Here is a 17,709-nt window from a genome sequence, read left to right on the forward strand (position 1 = left end):
AAAAAAAACCAACGAAGACTTGCGTCAGGCCGGCACCGCTCCCAGCAACTGCGCCAGCGTTGCACTGCCGTCGGCATCATCGGCTTCGACGACTTCACGCAGCCTCTGCACCAGATTCGATACCGCATAAGAACGCCCGCCCTCGAACCCGAGGAAGACGTCGCCGCGTATCGCCGGATCAGCCGAGCACACATCACGCAGGATCAGGCTGTGCTGGCAATCCGGATCAACGATGAGCAAATGCTCGCCGACCACCGACAGTTGCAGTTTCCCCGGCGCATCGACCGTCCAGATCAACTTGCCGGGAATTGCCGAGCGCTCTCCAGGCCCTGGCCGACAATCGACAATGACAAAGTCCAGTCGCAGCCAGCTGGCTTTTGACAAGTGATAGCTGACTCCGCCCTGGCCCATGCGCAATACCAGACGCTTGACGTCATCAGCGATCAACGGCAGCAGGTCAGTAACCTTGTTTTGCCCCTCTACCACGAGCACGTCGGCGTTGCGCTGCACATAATCGAAAGGACCGACGCTATGGCGACCGGGATAGATGGAAACGCGATGTTCCCGGGGCTCATGCAACAGCACACTGCCACGGCAGGTGCCGAGCAGTTCGCAGTCGTCGGGCAGATCATGGCTGGCGACCCGAATCACCCGGGCGTTGGCCACGTCATACCATTGCAGAACGCCCGCCGAAGACTCCACAGAGACGAACTCACCGTGCTCGGTGGTCTCCAGCAACGCTTGCAGTGACTCAAGCAGATGGTCGGCGTGCTCCCTCGCCCAGCGGTGACCAACGCCAATGACGCGTTCCGTCTCCTGGTAGCGCAGTTCGAGTGACACCCCTTCCACCGTCATGCCACGCAAGCCCGAGCCGTCATTGGTCACACCGCCGAACCGCCATTCGTCCCACTCCGCCTGCGGTGCCGGCAACCGGTCGCGCGCCAATAATTGTTGGCCCTTGCCAAATGCCTGCTCGAGTTGCCCGCTATCGAAGAACGTCTGACGCCAGATCTCACCGCTGGCAACGTCCAGCAGCCACGCGGCCTGATGGTCCGGCGTGACGCCGAGCAAACGCATTTCCCGATCGTGTCCCGGATCGCACAGCAACAAGCGATTGTCCAGGAACCAGGCGCACAGGCTGCGCTCACCGCTCGCGTTGCGCACCCCGAGAATGGCGAAGCTGTTGACCGGATACTTCTGCGCCAGCACCTCGAGCGCCAGCCACCACTGCGTCTGTCCATTGAGCCAGCGCTCACTGACCCCACCCAGATGCACGTCACCGTTCACCGTCAGGTTGAAGAACAACCCCTCGTCGGTCAGCGCCAGATACCCGCCCTCCACTGCCACGATGTCCTTGAGGCCATCGGGCTGCACCCACTGATGCGTCCATTGCTTCGGCCAGCGATCATTGCCTGCGGATGCGCTCCGTTGCACCTTGCACAATTTTTGCGTTGGCCGGTCGTAGATCAAAAACAGGTCATGAGCATCGTTTACCGGCAGTAGCTGCAGATCGCCAAGCTGCTTGACGGAATCGGCCCAGCCGCGGAAACGCCCGAAGGCAAACGGATGAATGCACAGGCGATCACGACTGCGGATCCAGACCAGATCGCGTTTGTCAGGATCGAACGCCCAGCAGACTGAAACGTAAGCAGCCGGTTGCCAATCGAGCGTGGCGACGCCGTCGCGCTCGGGGATTGTCGACAACGACACATAGTCACCGAGTACCTGCGACCACTGCGTCAGCGTCTGCCTGGCAAAAACCCTTTCGCCCAACTCACGGTCCATGTCACGGGTGACCGAGGTCAGCAGCAGCTGGCCGTCATGCAGCAAATAGTTGAATTGAGAGATTTTCCCTTCAGGGTCGGTCCATTGCTGTTCGATATGAATCACGCCGTGATCGTCGACGTCGATGCGGCGGATGCTGCACTGCCCGCGCATTACCAGTAAGCGATAACAGAATCGCAGCAGGCCGCTGACGGCATCGACCTGCCAGATCACGTAGTTCTGTGGTTCGTAAAAGAACGCCGAACCGTCGACGACCGCCGCCAGCAATGTTTCATCGGCCTGCAACACTTGCTCATTGCGGATGTACAGAAAACGCTCTCCGGCCGCGTCGTACCAGGCCGTGGTGTAACGCGGTTGATGGGCAGGCTCGAACGGGATGAGGTAGTTGTGCAGCGGTGTGTAAGGCAATACCAGTCGGTGTTCACGCACCAGTGACTGATAGTGCTTGAGTAAAGCCTGTTCGTCCGCGCCGGATGGTGCGGTCTGCTCGAGAATCAGCAACTGGCCACGGGCGCGATCGACCTTGTACAACTGCCGGTCGGCCAGGCGGATCAACACTTCATGCCGGCCCTTGCCTGACAATGCCAGCCTGACGCCACCGATAAGAAGATCCCCGCCGACCGCTACCCGGACATCACGCTCGGTGGCCCAGGTCGCCACAAGATTCCATTGGCACACCTGCGAGCTGGGCGACTCGAGTTCAACGTCGATGCCACGATTGAGGATCAGTGAGCATGAGGCCCCACCGCCTTCAATCCGGTAGGACACTAGCCCGTGCCAGACCGCAGGTGTCACCGGCACTGCCAGCGCACGCTCGTTGGCGTCCAGGTGAATCTCGATCACGGTTGGCCGATACGCCGGCGCAAGGCGATCAACAATGTAGTGGGTGGGAAACGAATAGAAGGAAAACAGAAACAGTCGCCGCCCTTCGCGATCCTTTTTTTCCAGACGCCGCGCGATGTCGAAACCCGTGTCGTGGCGCAAGGTGGAAAACGGCAAGGCTTTGTACTCATAGCCGTAACAGGTTTGCGGCGTGCATGGCAGCACCACGAGTTGCCCCTCAGGTAGCGCCCGCCTGATGGTGCGCGGCAGCCCCAGTTCCCGCTGAAGACTGAGCGCCTTCTGATAATCCGGATCGAAATCCGGCACGCCGAAATGGTCACGCAGTCGATACAGCTTCGGGCTGTCCAGCGTCAGGGTACCGAGTTTGAAATCGAGGGTTTGCACGATCAGTGCAGGGTCTGCGGTCCAGCCACTCAGAGCATCGTCGTAGCGATAACCACCCCCCCGATAGGCCCGCTCCAGATTGTCGAAAAACAGCCCTACCGCCTGAGCCTGTTGCGCGATGTTGGCGAAACCCTGGGCCAGCGCCGCGACACCGACAGCCAGCCCGCCGAGGATCACTCCGGCGCCGCCGAGCACTGCGGCTGCAGTCGCGGCGCCCGCCGTTGCCGCACCGAGGCCACCGGCGGTCAACGCCAGACTGGCGGAGTCGAAGGCCAGTTGCGTGCCGAATTGCGCCCGCTCGACTTCGTTGTCCGCCGTCGCCAGCTGATAAATATCGAAACCGACATTGGCCAGCCCCAGCACCGCACCTACACCTTCGTTGAGAACATGTCCCAGCGCTTCGCCAACCACCGGTGCACAGGTGCGGGCGATGACTTTCTCTTCATTGAGCGCTGTTTTCACCAGGCTGATCAGGCCGGCAACGTCGGTGATATTGCCGTGCGCCAACTGTGCGTAATTGACGTAGGCATGCAGCCGCACGGCAGTGGTCAAGGTGCGGTCGTCGCCTTCTCGGGCGCGCAAGGCATTCATCAATGCCTGGATCGTGAACCCGGTATTGAGCGTGTGAACAGCGCCAGCCTCGGCCAGTTCCGGTGCGGGTCTGGTACCCAGGGTCGAAAACTGCTCCGACAGGTAGCTCTTGATTCTCAACAGGCGATGATCGGTGCTGACCACCTCGACGACATGCTCGCTGTGCAACGGATCGATCAGGCTGATCAGGTACTTGCCGCCGGGCGTGATGTTGAGGGTTTCGAACAGCGGCACCAGTGGTGTCACTGACGTGTGCAACGCCTGTAACGCGTCGGTTGCGTGGGCAATCTGTTGTCCCCACCAATGACTATCGAGATCACGCAGACTGCGTTCCAGACGCGGATTGCTGACCAGCGATTGCCCGCGTGCACTGTTCAGGCGCTGGCGTATCGGGCGCCCCGAATACTCCGGCAGCACATTGTCGGACTCCAGCAGTTGCCTGACCTGAAGTCCGCCGGACAGGTTCAGGGCCGATATCTTTTGCCCTTGCAATTCGACCAGATCAAACGTCGGACGCGCTTCATCGCCATAGGCCGCATAGTATTTCGCCAGGCCCTGCCTCTGGAAAAGGTCGCTCAGTGCACGCAATAACAGCGCCGGTTGACTGAACTCGAACACGCCGAAGTTGGGATCGTAAAAGTGATAAGTGGCCTGAGCGCCATCGAAGGTTTTCGCCACCAGCATGGCGTGATTGTCGGAATTGAGCATCAGCGTGCAAGTGCTCGCGTACGCTTCCAGCGCGGCGCCGAGTTGGGGTAGATCAAAGCGTCCCAAGGGGCTGCCGACTTCATGCAACTGCACACCGCGCAATTCCTCGAGTGCTTGCAGAAACACCGCCGAATCGCTTTGGTGCGGCTCGGCGGTCGCCAGGTAGAAGCGCTCGCGCAATCTTCGCGACGCCGTTGCGCCGTGCTCAAGGGCTGCGCTCATGATCAGCGCCAGCGGATAACAGCGCGCACCGGGATCGCCTGGCCCGCTGAGCAACAAATCCTGGGGCACAAGCTTGACGTCGCTGGCGTCGATCTGACTCAGCACCTGGCCGAGTTGCAGGATCACCTGTTCACGATGCTCACGCGTCGCTACCTGTTGGATACGGGCAACGTGACGCCCCCACTCGAACAGCGTGTGCGCCTGGACCAGCGCCGTTCGTTTCAACGTCAACGCGCTGTCCGACGATTGCGTCGGCTGATCGGCATGACTGGCGAGACCGGCCATGAACGCTGCGGCATGTTGCTGGTAAAGATGACGTTCAATCGCCGCATAACGTACCGAAGCCCCGACCTCCGCGACGCTGTTGGCCAGGTTATCGAGTTCGGCATTGACCGCGCTCAAGCTTTGGTTATCCAGAGAGCGCACACCCAACAGTTGGCCGAGTAGCGCCCGTTGCAACGCACTGACCTGGAAAAGCTGCAGCGAGCCCTCGGCAATCGCACTCAGCACTTCATCCAGAGCCAGCCCCTGAGTGTGCGCATCGCCGAGCGCAGCCGGGGCTCGCAGGCCCGCGGGCTGGGCCTTTATAGCCTCGCGATCATCGAAACCGAGCCCGCCACCTGCCGGAAAAACCAGCGCTCCGTTATGGCCTCGCCGCATCGCTGCCAGAAAGGGTTCACCGAGCCTGTCCATCATCCGTTGCAGGACATCGACCAACAATACCGGCCGGCCCTCGATGACCGGCCAGCCCTCCTCGAACATGACCGTCTGCTGCGTGAGCAGCGCGGTGACATCGCCGTTGTAACGCGCGCTGTATTGTCCTTCCCGCCAACGCTGCTGCTCTTCGCTGACCCATTGCTCGATGTCGCTGGCATTGTCTTTCCAGGAGTGATCCTGCTCCTCCTCGGTCTTGTCGTTGACCACCCCGAGCGGCGCGATCGCCGCCTCCAGACGCAAGTGCTCTTCCTCTCGCGGGATGAAGTTGTGCCGCTGGTAATCGGCCATGCCATCGCGCATCGCCGCCGGACCGGTCAGGTAGATGGTCCATTCGCTCTGCGCACGTATACCGTCGCTGTAGTAACCCGCAGCCGCCAGAGACAGATAGCTGGCCGCCACATCTTCGCTCATCGACAGCTCGGCGAAAGAGCCGTAGGCCTGCTCGAGTACCTCGCGTGACAGCGTTGACAGGTGGTCGAAATCGCTCAAGGCGACGCCGCGTTTCTCTGCCAATCGGGCCGTCTGGTCGATCAGTTGGTAATTGAAGCGAAACCGCTCGATCACGCTTTTGAGCATCGGCGATTGTGCATGAGCCATCAGAAAGGCGTTGCTCAGCGAGTTCTGCACAGCAACAGCACGCAACGCCTGCGGTCGCACAAGCACTTCGGCCGGCACCTGAAACACCTCGTTCAGCGCCGGTTGTTGACGGGCAAAAGCTTCAAGTGCGGCGCGATGTGCCTCGGGAATTTGCCCCAGGTAATCGGTGTATCCGTCGCGCCGTGCCTGGCGTCCCGGCATCCAGTGCGGGTTGTGGTCGAGCAGCAGTTGCAGGACGCCAAGGCGCGCATCACCGCCGAACGCGCTGATGTCGACGCCAGCCAGGTTCTTCGCCAGCGGCGGCAGATAATCGACATCGGCATAGCCGCCGCCCTCGTTGTACAGCGCCTCGACACGCACCACATCGGAGGCCGCAGCCAGATTGCCGCGCAGCCGGGTCTCGCGATCATAGATACGCTGCAACTGCATCGGGGTGTCGAGGTCATGCAGATCGCGCAACTGCAGATCATTTCCCGCGAGATCCAGCAGGCTGCGCCGGTTTTTTTCGATCGTCCCTTCCAGTTGCTCGGCGTTCTGCCCGTAGGCGCGCGTCAACAGGTCGATCCGCGCCTCATCTGCCGCCATCCCCTGTTCAAGTGCGGCGTTGATGTGCATGAACATCTGCTGCTTGAGGACAATGGCCCGCTCCTCGTACAAAGTGCCCAGCTCGGCTTCGGAAATGTTTTCGCTGCCGCCGTGCTGCATCGCGTCCGCCTTGGCAGCCTCGACGATCAGCTTGTTGGTTTGCCAGGCCAGCAGCGCGTCACTGTCGTACCACAGATGGAGACTGTAGCCATGCCCTCCGAGCACCTGTTTCCACAGGTTGAGGTAGTCACGCTGGATCGCGCCAAGACCGCCACCGAGCCAGACAAAGTGCATGATCTTCGCAACCGCCGTTGGCGCACTTTTCTCATAGGCAAGGGTGCTTTTCAGCCGGGTCTCGAAGGCCTGAATATTCTCGTAGATGCGCGGTAAAGTGTCCTTTGGTTGAACCCCGGCCGTTGCTGCGAATTTTTCCTCGTTGGATCGGCGAACCCGCGACAGGCCGATCAACTGCCCCAGCGACTGCTTGAGCAATGCCAGTGGTTCAAGCAACCGGGGAGAATCGAGCAATCCGACACAGGCAAAGTAATAACGCCATACAGACTGATAGGCATCACTGTCTCGGTGCAACAGCATGGCCTGTTCCAGATCCGCCTGTTTGAACAAGTTGATAAAGTTGACATAACCACTAGCGTCTTGCGGTCTCTGATCCTGCATGAAAGTTCTCCTTTACCTTGACCCATGACATGAGTGCCACTGGCACTTGCATGAAGGTAAAACTAACGACCGGAGAATAAAGCTACAAACCTCAAGACTTTCAATACATGTCAAGACAGACCATTTAAAAACAACTAATAACACCTGTAACAGTAACCGGGCATTACTCTAAGTGCAGATATAAATCCATACAATTAATCAAGTCGCAAAAGTAACGTGCCTGACTGTTTGTGCCTGTTTATATGGATTCAAGATAAGTCGAACAAAATATAAGTAACAAGAAAGCGCCCACAACCAGGCGAAGCAAATCCTACAGAGACTGCCGATAAATACGACACAGGCAAATCCACCCACGCCAGCACGGTGCATCCGATTGCGGACGTGGCGAGGGAGCCTGCTCCCTCGCCAACCCGTCAGGACAGCGGTTTTTCGCCGTACCAGCGCGGGGTGTACACCCACTCGCCACCTTCAGCCCTGGGGAAGGTACAGGTGGTCGAGGAGCCAATCAGCACCATGGTGCGCATGTCGACCTGATCCGGAGTCAATTGCCCCAGGGTAGTCACCCGCAGGGTTTGCCCCGGCCGGCCAATGTCGCGCCCCAGCACCACCGGCGTTGCCGCCGTGCGATGTTGCGCGACAATTTCCAGTGCGCGCCCCAGTTGCCAAGGACGCGCCCGCGAAATCGGGTTGTAGAAGGCCAGGGCCAGATCGGCCTCGGCGGCAAGGTCCAGGCGTTTTTCGATGATCGACCACGGTTTGAGGTTGTCCGACAGCGACATCACACAGAAGTCATGCCCCAGCGGCGCACCCGCTTGCGCAGCCGTGGCGAGCGAGGCGGACACCCCGGGGAGGATTTCCAGCTCGACGCTGTGCCAGGCCGGATCGGTCGACTCGTGCAACGCTTCGAGCACCGCCGCGGCCATGGCGAACACGCCCGGGTCGCCGGACGAGACGACGATCACCGAACGGCCCTCGGCCGCCAGCCGGAACGCGTGGCGGGCGCGCTGCATTTCCTCGCGATTGTCGGTGCAATGCTGCACCTGATCATCGCGAAACGGGCCGGCCATGCGCACATAGGTTTCATAACCGAGCACATCGGTGGCCCGCGCCAGTTCCGCCTTGACCGCCGGCACCATCAATTCGGCAGCGCCCGGGCCGAGGCCAATCACCGCCAGGCGTCCACGCGGGCGACCGATCTGCGCGACGTCCAGCGGTTGTTCGGCGAGCGCAATCGTCAGGCCGTTGGCATTGCTGATTGTGGCGTCTGGCAGTGCGTGACGAGCCAACTCGCCGAGGTCTTTTTGCGCCGCGACAAAGCGCAGCGGCACACCCAGTTCAAGGGCGGCTTCACGCAGTCCGGTCGAAGCCATTTCAGTGTCAGCCGCCAGCAGACAGGCCAGCGACTGCTGCGCAACCCCGGCCTGCTGCAACGCTGCGCGCACGGCGTTCGGCAGATCGTCCAGCTGCGCAGTCACCGCCACCGCAGCGCTGCGCGGATAGATCAACAACTCGTTGGCGCTCGCGACACGCTCGGCACTGCCGACATGAATCGAGCGCTGCGCCTGCGGGTCTTGCGGCAACTGCGCCTGATCCAGCCACGGCGCCGCCCCCTCGATGCGCACGCTGTGCCCGGCCAACAGATCGGAAACGAAACGCTTGCCCAGCTCCAGATCCGCCAGCGCATAACCGTTGGGTGGATTGAGCAGACAGGTGCCGAAGCGCAGTTCACCACTGGTGGTGATCGCCGCGGCGACCTGCAATGCGGCAGCGATTTCCCGGGCCATGACATTCACCCCACCGAGGCCACCGAGCAGCGGCACCACGGCGCTGCCGTCTTCCGCTACGGCGAGTACCGCCGGTTCGGCGCCCTTCTCCAGCAGCAACGGCGCCAGGGTGCGGATGACGATGCCGGCCGCGCACAGGGCGATGATCGGCGCGTCCTGCTGGTACAGTTCACGCAGGGTCGCACCGAATTCCTGATAGCTGCAGTCGGCACCTTCGACGCGTCCGGCGAGGCCGTGGATCTGCGCCGTCGGATACAACTGCTGGATCCGTCGCGCGGTGGCGAGTGCGCCCTGTCCAAGGATGACAATGGCCGGTGTGGATGGCGTGATCAACCTTGCCACCGTTCGCCCGGGACGATGATCAGCGAGAAGTACGGCGAGGACATCGGCTCGACCTGATCCAGCGGCACGATCTTCTGATTGGCCATGGTCGCGCGTTCGACGTACAGCGCCCGCTCGGCCAGACCGAGTTCTTCGAGTACCGCACGAACTTTGGGAAAGTTGCGCCCCAGCTTCATGATCACCGCCGCATCGGCGTCGGCCAGACGGCGCTTCAGATCTTCATGCGGCAGTACGCCGGAAAGCACCGACAGGCTCTGGTTGCGATACACCAGCGGCGCGCCGAGCACCGACGCCCCGCCGAGCATCGAGCAAACGCCCGGCACCACTTCGGCTTCATAGCGTGTGGACAACCGATCATGCAGATACATGTAAGAACCGTAGAAGAACGGGTCGCCTTCACAGATCACGGCGACATCGCGGCCGGCGTCCAGATGCGCAGCCACGGTCTCGGCGGCTTCATCGTAGAAATCGCTGATCACTTGCTCGTACGACAGCGGCGCCGGCAGCACTTCAGTGGTCACCGGGTACACCAGCGGCAGCAGATTCTGCGCGTCTTGCAGGTGCGCTTCGATGATGCCGAACGCATTGCCCTTCTTGCCCTTGGCGACGAAGTACGCCACCACCGGCGATTCGCGCAGCAGACGCAGGGCTTTGACGGTAATCAGTTCCGGATCACCGGGGCCCACGCCGAGGCCGATCAGACGTCCTTTTGCCTGCATCATTCGATCTCCGTGGCGAGCGCGTTGACTGCGGCGGCGGCCATGGCGCTGCCGCCAAGCCGGCCTTGCATGATCACGAACGGTACACCGCGACTGTCGGCCGCCAGCGCCGCTTTCGATTCGGCGGCACCGACGAAGCCCACCGGGAAGCCGAGGATAAGCGCCGGTTTCGGTGCGCCGGCGTCGAGCATTTCCAGCAGATAGAACAGCGCCGTCGGCGCGTTGCCGATCACCACCACGCTGCCTTCCAGGTGCGGCCGCCACAACTCCAGTGCCGCCGCCGAACGGGTGTTGCCCAGCTCGCGGGCCAACTCCGGCACCCTGTCGTCGCGCAGGGTGCAGATCACCTGGTTATTGGCCGGCAGACGCGCACGGGTCACGCCTTCGGAAACCATCCGCGCATCACACAAAATCGGCGCACCGGCCGCCAGCGCATCGCGCCCGGCCTTGCCGGCACCCTCGGAAAATTGCAGACCGTCGACCGCCTCGACCATGCCGCAGGCGTGGATCACCCGCACCGCGAGTTTTTCCAGGTCGGCCGGGATGCGCGCCAGATTGGCCTCGCTGCGAATGATCGCGAAGGAGTTGCGATAGATCTCCTGACCGTCGCGGATGTAATCAAGCATCAAGGGGGCTCCGTGAGCGGGCGTCGAGCAGGATCGCGGCCGCTTCAATAGTAAGGTTGCGTGCGTGCAGCGTGCCAAAACCCGGCAGCGCGGCATCGCGAAAATAGAGGTCGTAATGACCGGGGCTGACCGCCAGCAATGTCGCCGGGGTGCGATGGGCTGCTGCGCAAGAACGCGGGCAACCGGACAGGTGCACGTGCTGCGCCTGTGGCAACAGCGTCGCCAGCAGCCGGGCGTCGTTTTTGGTATCGGCCAGGCCTTTGCCGCAGCCGCTGGAGCCGGTGCAGGCAATCAGCCGGGACAGCGGCTCGCCGGCGTCGGTCAGCCAGTGCAATTGCGCCAGTTTTTGCAAGACTTGCGCCGCGTCGGTGGGCTTCACGTTGGGCAGCAGCAGACTTTGCCAAGGGGTGAAACGCAGGCTGCCATCACCGAACTCGCGGGCCAGTCGGGCCGCACCACGCAGCATGGCCGGATCGAGACGGCCGAGCGCCGGCACCGCACCGACATACACCCGGTCGTCAGCGTTTTGCGCGTGAACACCGATGTGCAGCGCATCCGCCAACGGCGTGCGCTGGCGGGCAACGGCGGCGTTGATCGCCACGCGTTCGCGCAACTGCTCGAGGAAGGCCAGCATCGGCCATTCATCGAGCAAGTGGCGCATGCGCGTCTGCTCCGGCCGAGCCAGCTCGAGGAACAACTCCAGCACCGCGACCACCAGCGCATGGCCGTTTTCCACGGTCACGGCACCGGCCGCACGATCCGTCGGGCAGCCGGCCAGACCGAACGCCAACAAGACTTCACCGTCGCGCTGGAACGCCGACAACCACAGATCATGCGGATGCTCGAGCATCGCCAACGCCTCACCGCCGTCCAGTTGCACGGCGAACTTGGCGCTCAGCTCGTGAAAGCGCGGATGCGTCTGCAGGGTCGCCAGAATCTGTTCGGCCAGTGGCCGGGTATCGAACAGCAGTTGCCGATCGATCCCGGCACTCGGGCTGAGCATCAGGTTGCGCACATCGTCGCCCGCTGCGGTTTGTGGCCCCAGGCCGGCGGTGAGCAAACTGTCGATCAACGCTGCGGACTGCTCGCCAATGCCGCGTATCTGCAGATTGGCGCGATTGGTCGCCTCGATCGCGCCACTGGCAAAACGCTCTGCAGCATTGGCGACCGCGTCGGCCTGATCGGCGCTGATCGAGCCGCCATTGAGCTTGATCCGGCAGATGCCACCGTCCAGCGCCTGGACAATACGCAGCAACCCCGGACAAGCCGAGGGGCGCAAAGCGGTGGACAGAGGGCGTTCGTTCAAGGGATGACCGGCTGGCTGGCAGCGCTTGTGGTGGGCGAAAGGTCGCCATTATGCCTGCTTTGCCCGAGCGCATGAAAATGCCTGCCGGTCGGAAACTGCACCCAGGCTGCAAATCTGCCCGTTTGGCACTGCTTCAGAGTTGGTATTCCTCAAACCTGGACGCACTTTGGCGAATGGCTTGCTCCACGCTTGCCCGGTTGGCGTCCATGGCCCGGCGCTTGATCACCAGTTTTCTGGCGCGAATGTCCAGTTGCGACATCGGCTGGTGGACCTGCCAGAACAGATAGTTGGTACTCAATACCAGCTTGATAAAGCGGATATGGCTGAGCACCACGACCAGTTCGCCACTGGCGCTCTGACTGACCGGCAAAATGTGCGAGTTGAAGGTTTTGCCACTCAGGGCGGTAAACCTTTTCAGGATCGCCGCGTCCTTTTCCAGCGCTGCAAGCCCTGCTTCAACCTGGGCCAACTGTGAACGAGTGAGCAAAGGCGCTGCCAATCGCCGCCACGCCTCCTGCACACTCCCGGAAAACTCCGTCTGGACCAGCACCACCGGCTGTTCCTCAAGGCTCCAGCCAAACGCCCAGAGGATGCCGGCAAAATGATCGAACCACTGCGCAGGCTGAGTACTGCTGTTATAAACGCTGTCTGCCTTGATCTGCGCGAGATAAATGCAGTTCTTCACAAAATTGTTATCGGCCTCGGCCCGACCTTCGAGGCCGGTGAATAACATATTGTTAACGGCCACTGCATCAATTTGACTTAAACGTGTACTGGAACTGATATCCATATCATCTCCTGCCAACTTGGCACTGATTAAAGTTATAGGTTTGATTGCGCCAGACTTATTAAAATAACTGACCGAAACCAAACTAACAAAAATGCCTGTTGAAAAAACCACTATTGCTCAACAGCAAGTTTCCGCGCCGTACTCGCTACCCCGCGACGACAGACCCGCGTCAGAGGGCGGCCGCCGCGTTATCATGCCGCCCTTGACGATCTACCCTGGATTTGAGGAACGGCATGACACCCTGGCTGACGGTTGTGGGAATCGGTGAAGACGGCTTCAAGGGCCTGGGCAAAAATGCCCGGCGCGCCCTGCTGGGCGCCTCGCGGATCATCGGCGGTCAGCGTCAGCTGGACCTGCTGCCGGTGTGCATTCGCGGCGAACGCGTGTTGTGGCCGAGCCCGTTTGCCCTCGCGCCGGTACTGGAGCGGCGCGGCGAAGCGGTGTGCGTGCTGGCCAGCGGTGATCCGATGTTCTATGGCGTCGGCGCCAGCCTTGCGCGCCAGGTGCCGAGCGCCGAGATGTTGATCCTGCCGGCGCCATCCTCCTGTTCTCTGGCTGCCGCCCGACTCGGCTGGCCGTTGCAGGATGCAGTGATTCTGTCGCTGGTCGCGCGGCCGCTGGCAGCACTCAATGCGCATCTGTTCAGCGGCGTACGCCTGTTGCTGCTGAGCAATGACCGGCAGAGTCCGGCGGCGGTCGCGGCGCTGCTGCGTGAGCGCGGTTTTGGCGGCAGTCGCCTGAGTGTTCTGGAGCACTTGGGCGGCGACGCCGAACGGCGTATCGACGGCACTGCCAATGACTGGAATGAGCCAACGATTGCCGATCTGAATGTGATCGCCATCGAATGCCTGGCCGATGCGCAGGCGCCGCGCCTGTCGCGTCTTGCCGGTTTGCCTGACTCGGCGTTTCAGCATGACGGCCAACTGACCAAACGCGATGTACGCGCCATCACCCTCGCCCGCCTCGCACCGATCCCCGGCGAACTGCTGTGGGATGTCGGCGGCGGTTGCGGCTCGATCGGCATCGAATGGATGCGCGCGCATCCAAGCTGTCGCGCCATCGCCATCGAGGCGGACGCAGGCCGACAGGCCTTGATCGAACACAACCGCGACGCGCTGGGCGTACCCGGCCTGCAATTGGTGCGTGGCCGTGCGCCGCAGGCACTTGCCGGGCTGGAGCGACCCGACGCGATCTTCATCGGCGGCGGCGTGACCCGTGAAGGCGTGTTTGAAACCTGCTGGGAACAACTCAAACCCGGCGGTCGACTGGTCGCGAACGCCGTGACCCTGCAAAGCGAAGTCACCCTGATGAACTGGCGCGAACGCCACGGCGGCGAACTGACCCGTATCCATGTCGCCCAGGCGCAACCGCTGGGCGAGTTCGACACTTGGCGTCAGGCGCTGCCGATCACCCTGCTGGATCTGGTCAAACCCCTCGATGCGTGACGAAACCGCTGAACAACCCGCGCCCCTGCGCAGCGGCCTGACCACCGGCAGTTGCGCCACCGCCACCAGCCTCGCCGCCGCACGCCTGCTGCTTGGCGGTACGTCGGCAGATGCGGTGCAGATCGTCTTGCCCAAAGGCAAACAGGTGCAGATGCGCCTGGAATTCTGCCGCTCGACCGCGGACGGCGCCGAGGCCGGGACGATCAAGGACGCCGGCGACGACCCGGACGTGACCCACGGTGCGCTGCTCTATTCACACGTGCGGCTGCTGGCTGAACCGGGGATTCGCTTCATCGCAGGCGCAGGCGTCGGCACCGTCACCCGCCCGGGGCTGGTACTCGGAGTCGGTGAACCGGCGATCAATCCGGTGCCGCGCAAGATGATCAGCGATCACCTGAGCCTGCTCGCCGCCGAAAGCGGTTATGCCGGCGGTTTCGAGATCACCGTCAATGTCGAGGGCGGCGAAACGCTGGCGCTGAAAACCATGAACCCGCGCCTGGGCATTCTTGGCGGCCTGTCGATCCTCGGCACCAGCGGCATCGTCCGGCCGTTTTCCTGCGCGGCGTACATCGCCTCGATCCATCAGGGCATCGACGTGGCGAAAACCAACGGCTATCTGCACATCGCCGCGTGCACCGGCAACGCCAGCGAAGACACCATGCGCCGGGTCTACGACCTGCCGGAAATCGCCCTGATCGAAATGGGTGACTTTGTCGGTGCGGTGCTCAAGCACTTGCGCAAAGTGCCTGTGGATAAACTCAGCCTGTGCGGCGGCTTTGGCAAGATCAGTAAACTGGCGGCCGGGCACATGGATCTGCATTCGCGGCATTCGAGTATCGACCTGCCGCAACTGGCCGAATGGGCGGCGGCGATTGGCGCTGATCAGGCGTTGCAGCAGAGCATTCGTGAAGCGAACACCAGCCAGCAGGCCTTGGCGATGGCCAACGCGGCAGGCGTCGCCCTCGGCGATGAGGTCTGTCGTCACGCGTTGAATTTCGCCCGCAGCGTGGTCCCGGCGCAGGTACAAGTCGAGGTGTTTGCGATTGATCGTCAGGGCGGCATCGTCGGGCACGCCGGAGGTTTTGCATGAAACGCATTTTGTTGCTGGGCGGCGTCACCGAGGCGCTGGCCATTGCCCGCACGCTGGGGCCAGAACACATTTACAGCCTGGCGGGCGTGGGCCGGGTGCCGACCGATCTGACCTGCCGGGTGCGGGTCGGCGGCTACGGCGGCGCCGAAGGTCTGGCGCAGTTCATTCGCGCTGAAGGCATCGACCTGCTGTTCGACGCGACCCATCCCTACGCCGCACAAATCAGCCACAACGCCGCCCGCGCCGCGCAACTGTCCGGCATCCCCTGCTGGGCCCTGCGCCGCCCCGCGTGGCAGGCGCAGGCCGGTGACGACTGGCGCGAAGTCAGCGACTGGGCCGAACTGAGCGAAGCTCTCAAACCGTTCCGCCGCCCGCTGTTCACCCTCGGCCGCGAACCACTGCAACACCTCGACGAAATCCCTGCCAACCAGTACTGGACCCTGCGCGCCCTCGACGTCTACCCCGGCAACGAACGCTGCGAAGTGATCGGCGCCCGTGGGCCGTTTCTGCTTGAGGAAGAACGCGCATTGTTCAAGCGCCGGCAGATCGACGTGCTGATCAGCAAGAATAGCGGCAGCACCGCGACCGAGCCGAAGCTGGAAGTGGCGCGGGAGTTGGGCGTGCCGGTGATGGTGTTGAAGCGGCCGGAGTTGGCGGGGGTTGATCGGGAGTTTCTGACGACGGCTGAAGTCCTCGCTGCCCTTGCCTCCTTCACTCGACTTTAACTAAGCGCAGATCTCGAGTACGCCTTCGCGGGCAAGCCCGCTCCCACAGTGGTCGGCGGCGACTGCATAGTCTGTGTATGCCAGGGATCCTGTGGGAGCGGGCTTGCTCGCGAAGGCGTGTGACCTGACAGCTCGTAACTTGAACGTAAAAACAGATCAAAAGATCGCAGCCTCGTTTCACTCATCAGCTCCTACAGGAGAATGGCGTGGCGAATTTCCACCGCTACACTCTTTTCAATTGATCTGCGACACCAAACCGCACGACGCCTTTTTACTTATCGGCCCTGATCAGGCTAAATAGCCGCGCCTGATCGCCCACCCAACGGATCTGTCCCATGAACCGACACCGGCTCGCATTTGCCTGGATCGCCTGCTTCGCAGTGCTGTTCAACATGCTCGCCATGCCGATGACCGGGGCGATGGCGCAGGCGGCCAGTTCACCGGCCGAACAATTGCTGTGGAGCAGTTTCTGCACCGGCAGCGGCACGAAGATGGTGGCGATCAATATCGGCACCACCGAGCAGAAAGCCCCGGCCAACGACAGCCATTCCAACATGCAGCATTGCTGGTGCTGCTCGGGTTCAGCGCCGCTGGTGGCGTTGCCGGGCCATACACCGCAGCTGTATTTCGCCCGCTACGAAAGCAATCGCAGCGTGGCGCCGCCCTCGTTGCAAACACCGACACCGCGCCAGCAATGGCCGAGCCTCAATCCCCGCGCCTCGCCTCTGGTCTGATCTGTCTCGCAATTGACCTGCGTTTCACATCGTTCTGGAGAACTGCCATGTTGAACAAACTCTTCGTCATCGCTGCGCTGTTGCTGCCGGCGTGCTTCGCCCATGCCCACGAATACAAGGCCGGCGAGCTGGAAATCGCTCACCCGTGGTCACAGGAGCTGCCGCCCAACGCACCGACCGTTGCCGCTTACTTCGTGATCAGCAATCCCGGCAAGACCGACGACCGCCTGCTCAGCGTCGACTCGCCGATCACCGCCGAAGCACAACTGCATGAGCATGTGATGCAGGGCGACCTGATGAAAATGCAGCGAGTGCCCAACGTGGTGATTCCTGCCGGCGGCAAGGTCACGTTCGCGCCGATGGCCTATCACGTGATGCTGCTCAACCCGAAAGACCGCAGCCTGCTCAGCGACGGCAAACGCTTCCCGCTGACCCTGCATTTCGAGAAAGCCGGTGACGTGACCGTCGAAGTCGCGGTGCAGAAGAAGCCGCCGGAAACCCAGGCACACGATCACGCCCAGTAACCGATCCGGCTGACCACGCCCGTGCACCCGCAACGCGCCGGGGCATCCCGCCTGCATCGCCAGAGCCAGACTCTGACTCGCGGTAGCTGGATCGCCCTGTTCGCCATGTTGATGATCTTCATCGGCCCGCTGATTTCTCAGTCGATGCCGATGGATCAGCACGCCTCGACCTCCATGGCGATGCCCATGGACATGGCGATGGACATGCCGGGCATGGATCACGCCGCGCACGGCGCACAACCGCCTGCCGAACACTGTCCGCCGCCATCCTCGCACCACGCCCTATGGGAAAAATGCGGTTATTGCAGCCTGCTGTTCAACTGCCCGGCGCTGACCGGTGGCGGCACTTTCGCTACGTTCAGCATCGCCCACGCCAACACCTTCACTCCACCCTCCCCACGTCTGGGCCATGCCCGGCAGACCTTCTTTCCCGGCGCCCGTACCCGCGCCCCGCCCATCGCCGCGTAAACACCGCACCTTTGATTGCACACGGTTGAGAAGACAGCCTCAGGCTGCC

General features: G+C 62.2%; 12 protein-coding genes. 6 read left to right on the forward strand and 6 right to left on the reverse strand.

Going from position 1 to position 17,709, the window contains the following annotated elements; translation table 11 throughout:
• Positions 1-24 precede the first annotated feature (24 nt).
• The 6 genes from ACIOUG_RS10520 to ACIOUG_RS10545 form a co-directional block, all read right to left on the reverse strand.
• Complete coding sequence (locus tag ACIOUG_RS10520; RefSeq protein ID WP_401065037.1) at positions 25-7,107, reverse strand: TcdA/TcdB pore-forming domain-containing protein; 7,083 nt, start codon at positions 7,105-7,107, stop codon at positions 25-27.
• 413 nt (positions 7,108-7,520) lie between these two features.
• Positions 7,521-9,221 carry a precorrin-3B C(17)-methyltransferase gene (gene cobJ / locus ACIOUG_RS10525; protein WP_401065161.1) on the reverse strand — a complete coding sequence of 567 codons (1,701 nt, stop codon included), beginning with the start codon at positions 9,219-9,221 and terminating at the stop codon, positions 7,521-7,523.
• A complete protein-coding gene (locus ACIOUG_RS10530; RefSeq protein WP_007967900.1) occupies positions 9,221-9,955 on the reverse strand; it encodes a precorrin-2 C(20)-methyltransferase in 735 nt (244 codons plus the stop codon). Before ACIOUG_RS10530 ends, cobJ begins: the two co-directional genes overlap by 1 nt.
• On the reverse strand, positions 9,952-10,578 hold the full coding sequence (locus tag ACIOUG_RS10535; protein WP_401065040.1) for a precorrin-8X methylmutase: 627 nt from the start codon (positions 10,576-10,578) through the stop codon (positions 9,952-9,954). Before ACIOUG_RS10535 ends, ACIOUG_RS10530 begins: the two co-directional genes overlap by 4 nt.
• Complete coding sequence (gene cobG / locus ACIOUG_RS10540) at positions 10,571-11,869, reverse strand: precorrin-3B synthase (protein WP_401065163.1); 1,299 nt, start codon at positions 11,867-11,869, stop codon at positions 10,571-10,573. The genes ACIOUG_RS10535 and cobG overlap by 8 nt, the downstream gene beginning before the upstream one ends.
• A gap of 148 nt (positions 11,870-12,017) precedes the next feature.
• Positions 12,018-12,674, reverse strand: a complete 657-nt coding sequence (locus ACIOUG_RS10545; protein ID WP_401065042.1) for a hypothetical protein — start codon at positions 12,672-12,674, stop codon at positions 12,018-12,020.
• Positions 12,675-12,907: 233 nt separating this feature from the next.
• Between ACIOUG_RS10545 and cbiE the strand changes: the two genes are divergently transcribed.
• The 6 genes from cbiE to ACIOUG_RS10575 all read left to right on the forward strand — a co-directional run bounded on the left by cbiE (position 12,908) and on the right by ACIOUG_RS10575 (position 17,660).
• Positions 12,908-14,119, forward strand: a complete 1,212-nt coding sequence (gene cbiE / locus ACIOUG_RS10550; protein WP_401065045.1) for a precorrin-6y C5,15-methyltransferase (decarboxylating) subunit CbiE — start codon at positions 12,908-12,910, stop codon at positions 14,117-14,119.
• A complete protein-coding gene (locus ACIOUG_RS10555; protein ID WP_401065047.1) occupies positions 14,112-15,209 on the forward strand; it encodes a cobalt-precorrin-5B (C(1))-methyltransferase in 1,098 nt (365 codons plus the stop codon). Before cbiE ends, ACIOUG_RS10555 begins: the two co-directional genes overlap by 8 nt.
• Positions 15,206-15,934, forward strand: a complete 729-nt coding sequence (locus tag ACIOUG_RS10560; protein ID WP_401065049.1) for a cobalt-precorrin-6A reductase — start codon at positions 15,206-15,208, stop codon at positions 15,932-15,934. Before ACIOUG_RS10555 ends, ACIOUG_RS10560 begins: the two co-directional genes overlap by 4 nt.
• Positions 15,935-16,269: 335 nt before the next feature.
• Positions 16,270-16,668 carry a DUF2946 domain-containing protein gene (locus tag ACIOUG_RS10565; protein ID WP_401065051.1) on the forward strand — a complete coding sequence of 133 codons (399 nt, stop codon included), beginning with the start codon at positions 16,270-16,272 and terminating at the stop codon, positions 16,666-16,668.
• A 47-nt stretch (positions 16,669-16,715) separates the two neighbouring features.
• On the forward strand, positions 16,716-17,192 hold the full coding sequence (locus tag ACIOUG_RS10570) for a copper chaperone PCu(A)C (protein ID WP_401065052.1): 477 nt from the start codon (positions 16,716-16,718) through the stop codon (positions 17,190-17,192).
• 21 nt (positions 17,193-17,213) lie between these two features.
• Positions 17,214-17,660, forward strand: coding sequence for a DUF2946 domain-containing protein (locus ACIOUG_RS10575; protein ID WP_401065053.1), 447 nt, complete (start codon positions 17,214-17,216; stop codon positions 17,658-17,660).
• The last annotated feature ends 49 nt before the right edge of the window (positions 17,661-17,709 follow it).

This window comes from Pseudomonas sp. NPDC087803, from assembly GCF_044742995.1.
In the GTDB taxonomy this organism is placed as follows: domain Bacteria; phylum Pseudomonadota; class Gammaproteobacteria; order Pseudomonadales; family Pseudomonadaceae; genus Aquipseudomonas.

Excerpts from the sequence above, each read along its gene's own strand:
- ACIOUG_RS10545 (WP_401065042.1), bottom strand. The coding sequence starts at position 12,674 with ATGGATATCAGTTCCAGTACACGTTTAAGTCAAATTGATGCAGTGGCC.
- cbiE (WP_401065045.1), top strand. The coding sequence starts at position 12,908 with ATGACACCCTGGCTGACGGTTGTGGGAATCGGTGAAGACGGCTTCAAG.
- ACIOUG_RS10570 (WP_401065052.1), top strand. The coding sequence starts at position 16,716 with ATGTTGAACAAACTCTTCGTCATCGCTGCGCTGTTGCTGCCGGCGTGC.
- ACIOUG_RS10535 (WP_401065040.1), bottom strand. The coding sequence starts at position 10,578 with ATGCTTGATTACATCCGCGACGGTCAGGAGATCTATCGCAACTCCTTC.
- ACIOUG_RS10560 (WP_401065049.1), top strand. The coding sequence starts at position 15,206 with ATGAAACGCATTTTGTTGCTGGGCGGCGTCACCGAGGCGCTGGCCATT.
- ACIOUG_RS10555 (WP_401065047.1), top strand. The coding sequence starts at position 14,112 with ATGCGTGACGAAACCGCTGAACAACCCGCGCCCCTGCGCAGCGGCCTG.
- ACIOUG_RS10565 (WP_401065051.1), top strand. The coding sequence starts at position 16,270 with ATGAACCGACACCGGCTCGCATTTGCCTGGATCGCCTGCTTCGCAGTG.
- ACIOUG_RS10530 (WP_007967900.1), bottom strand. The coding sequence starts at position 9,955 with ATGATGCAGGCAAAAGGACGTCTGATCGGCCTCGGCGTGGGCCCCGGT.
- ACIOUG_RS10520 (WP_401065037.1), bottom strand. The coding sequence starts at position 7,107 with ATGCAGGATCAGAGACCGCAAGACGCTAGTGGTTATGTCAACTTTATC.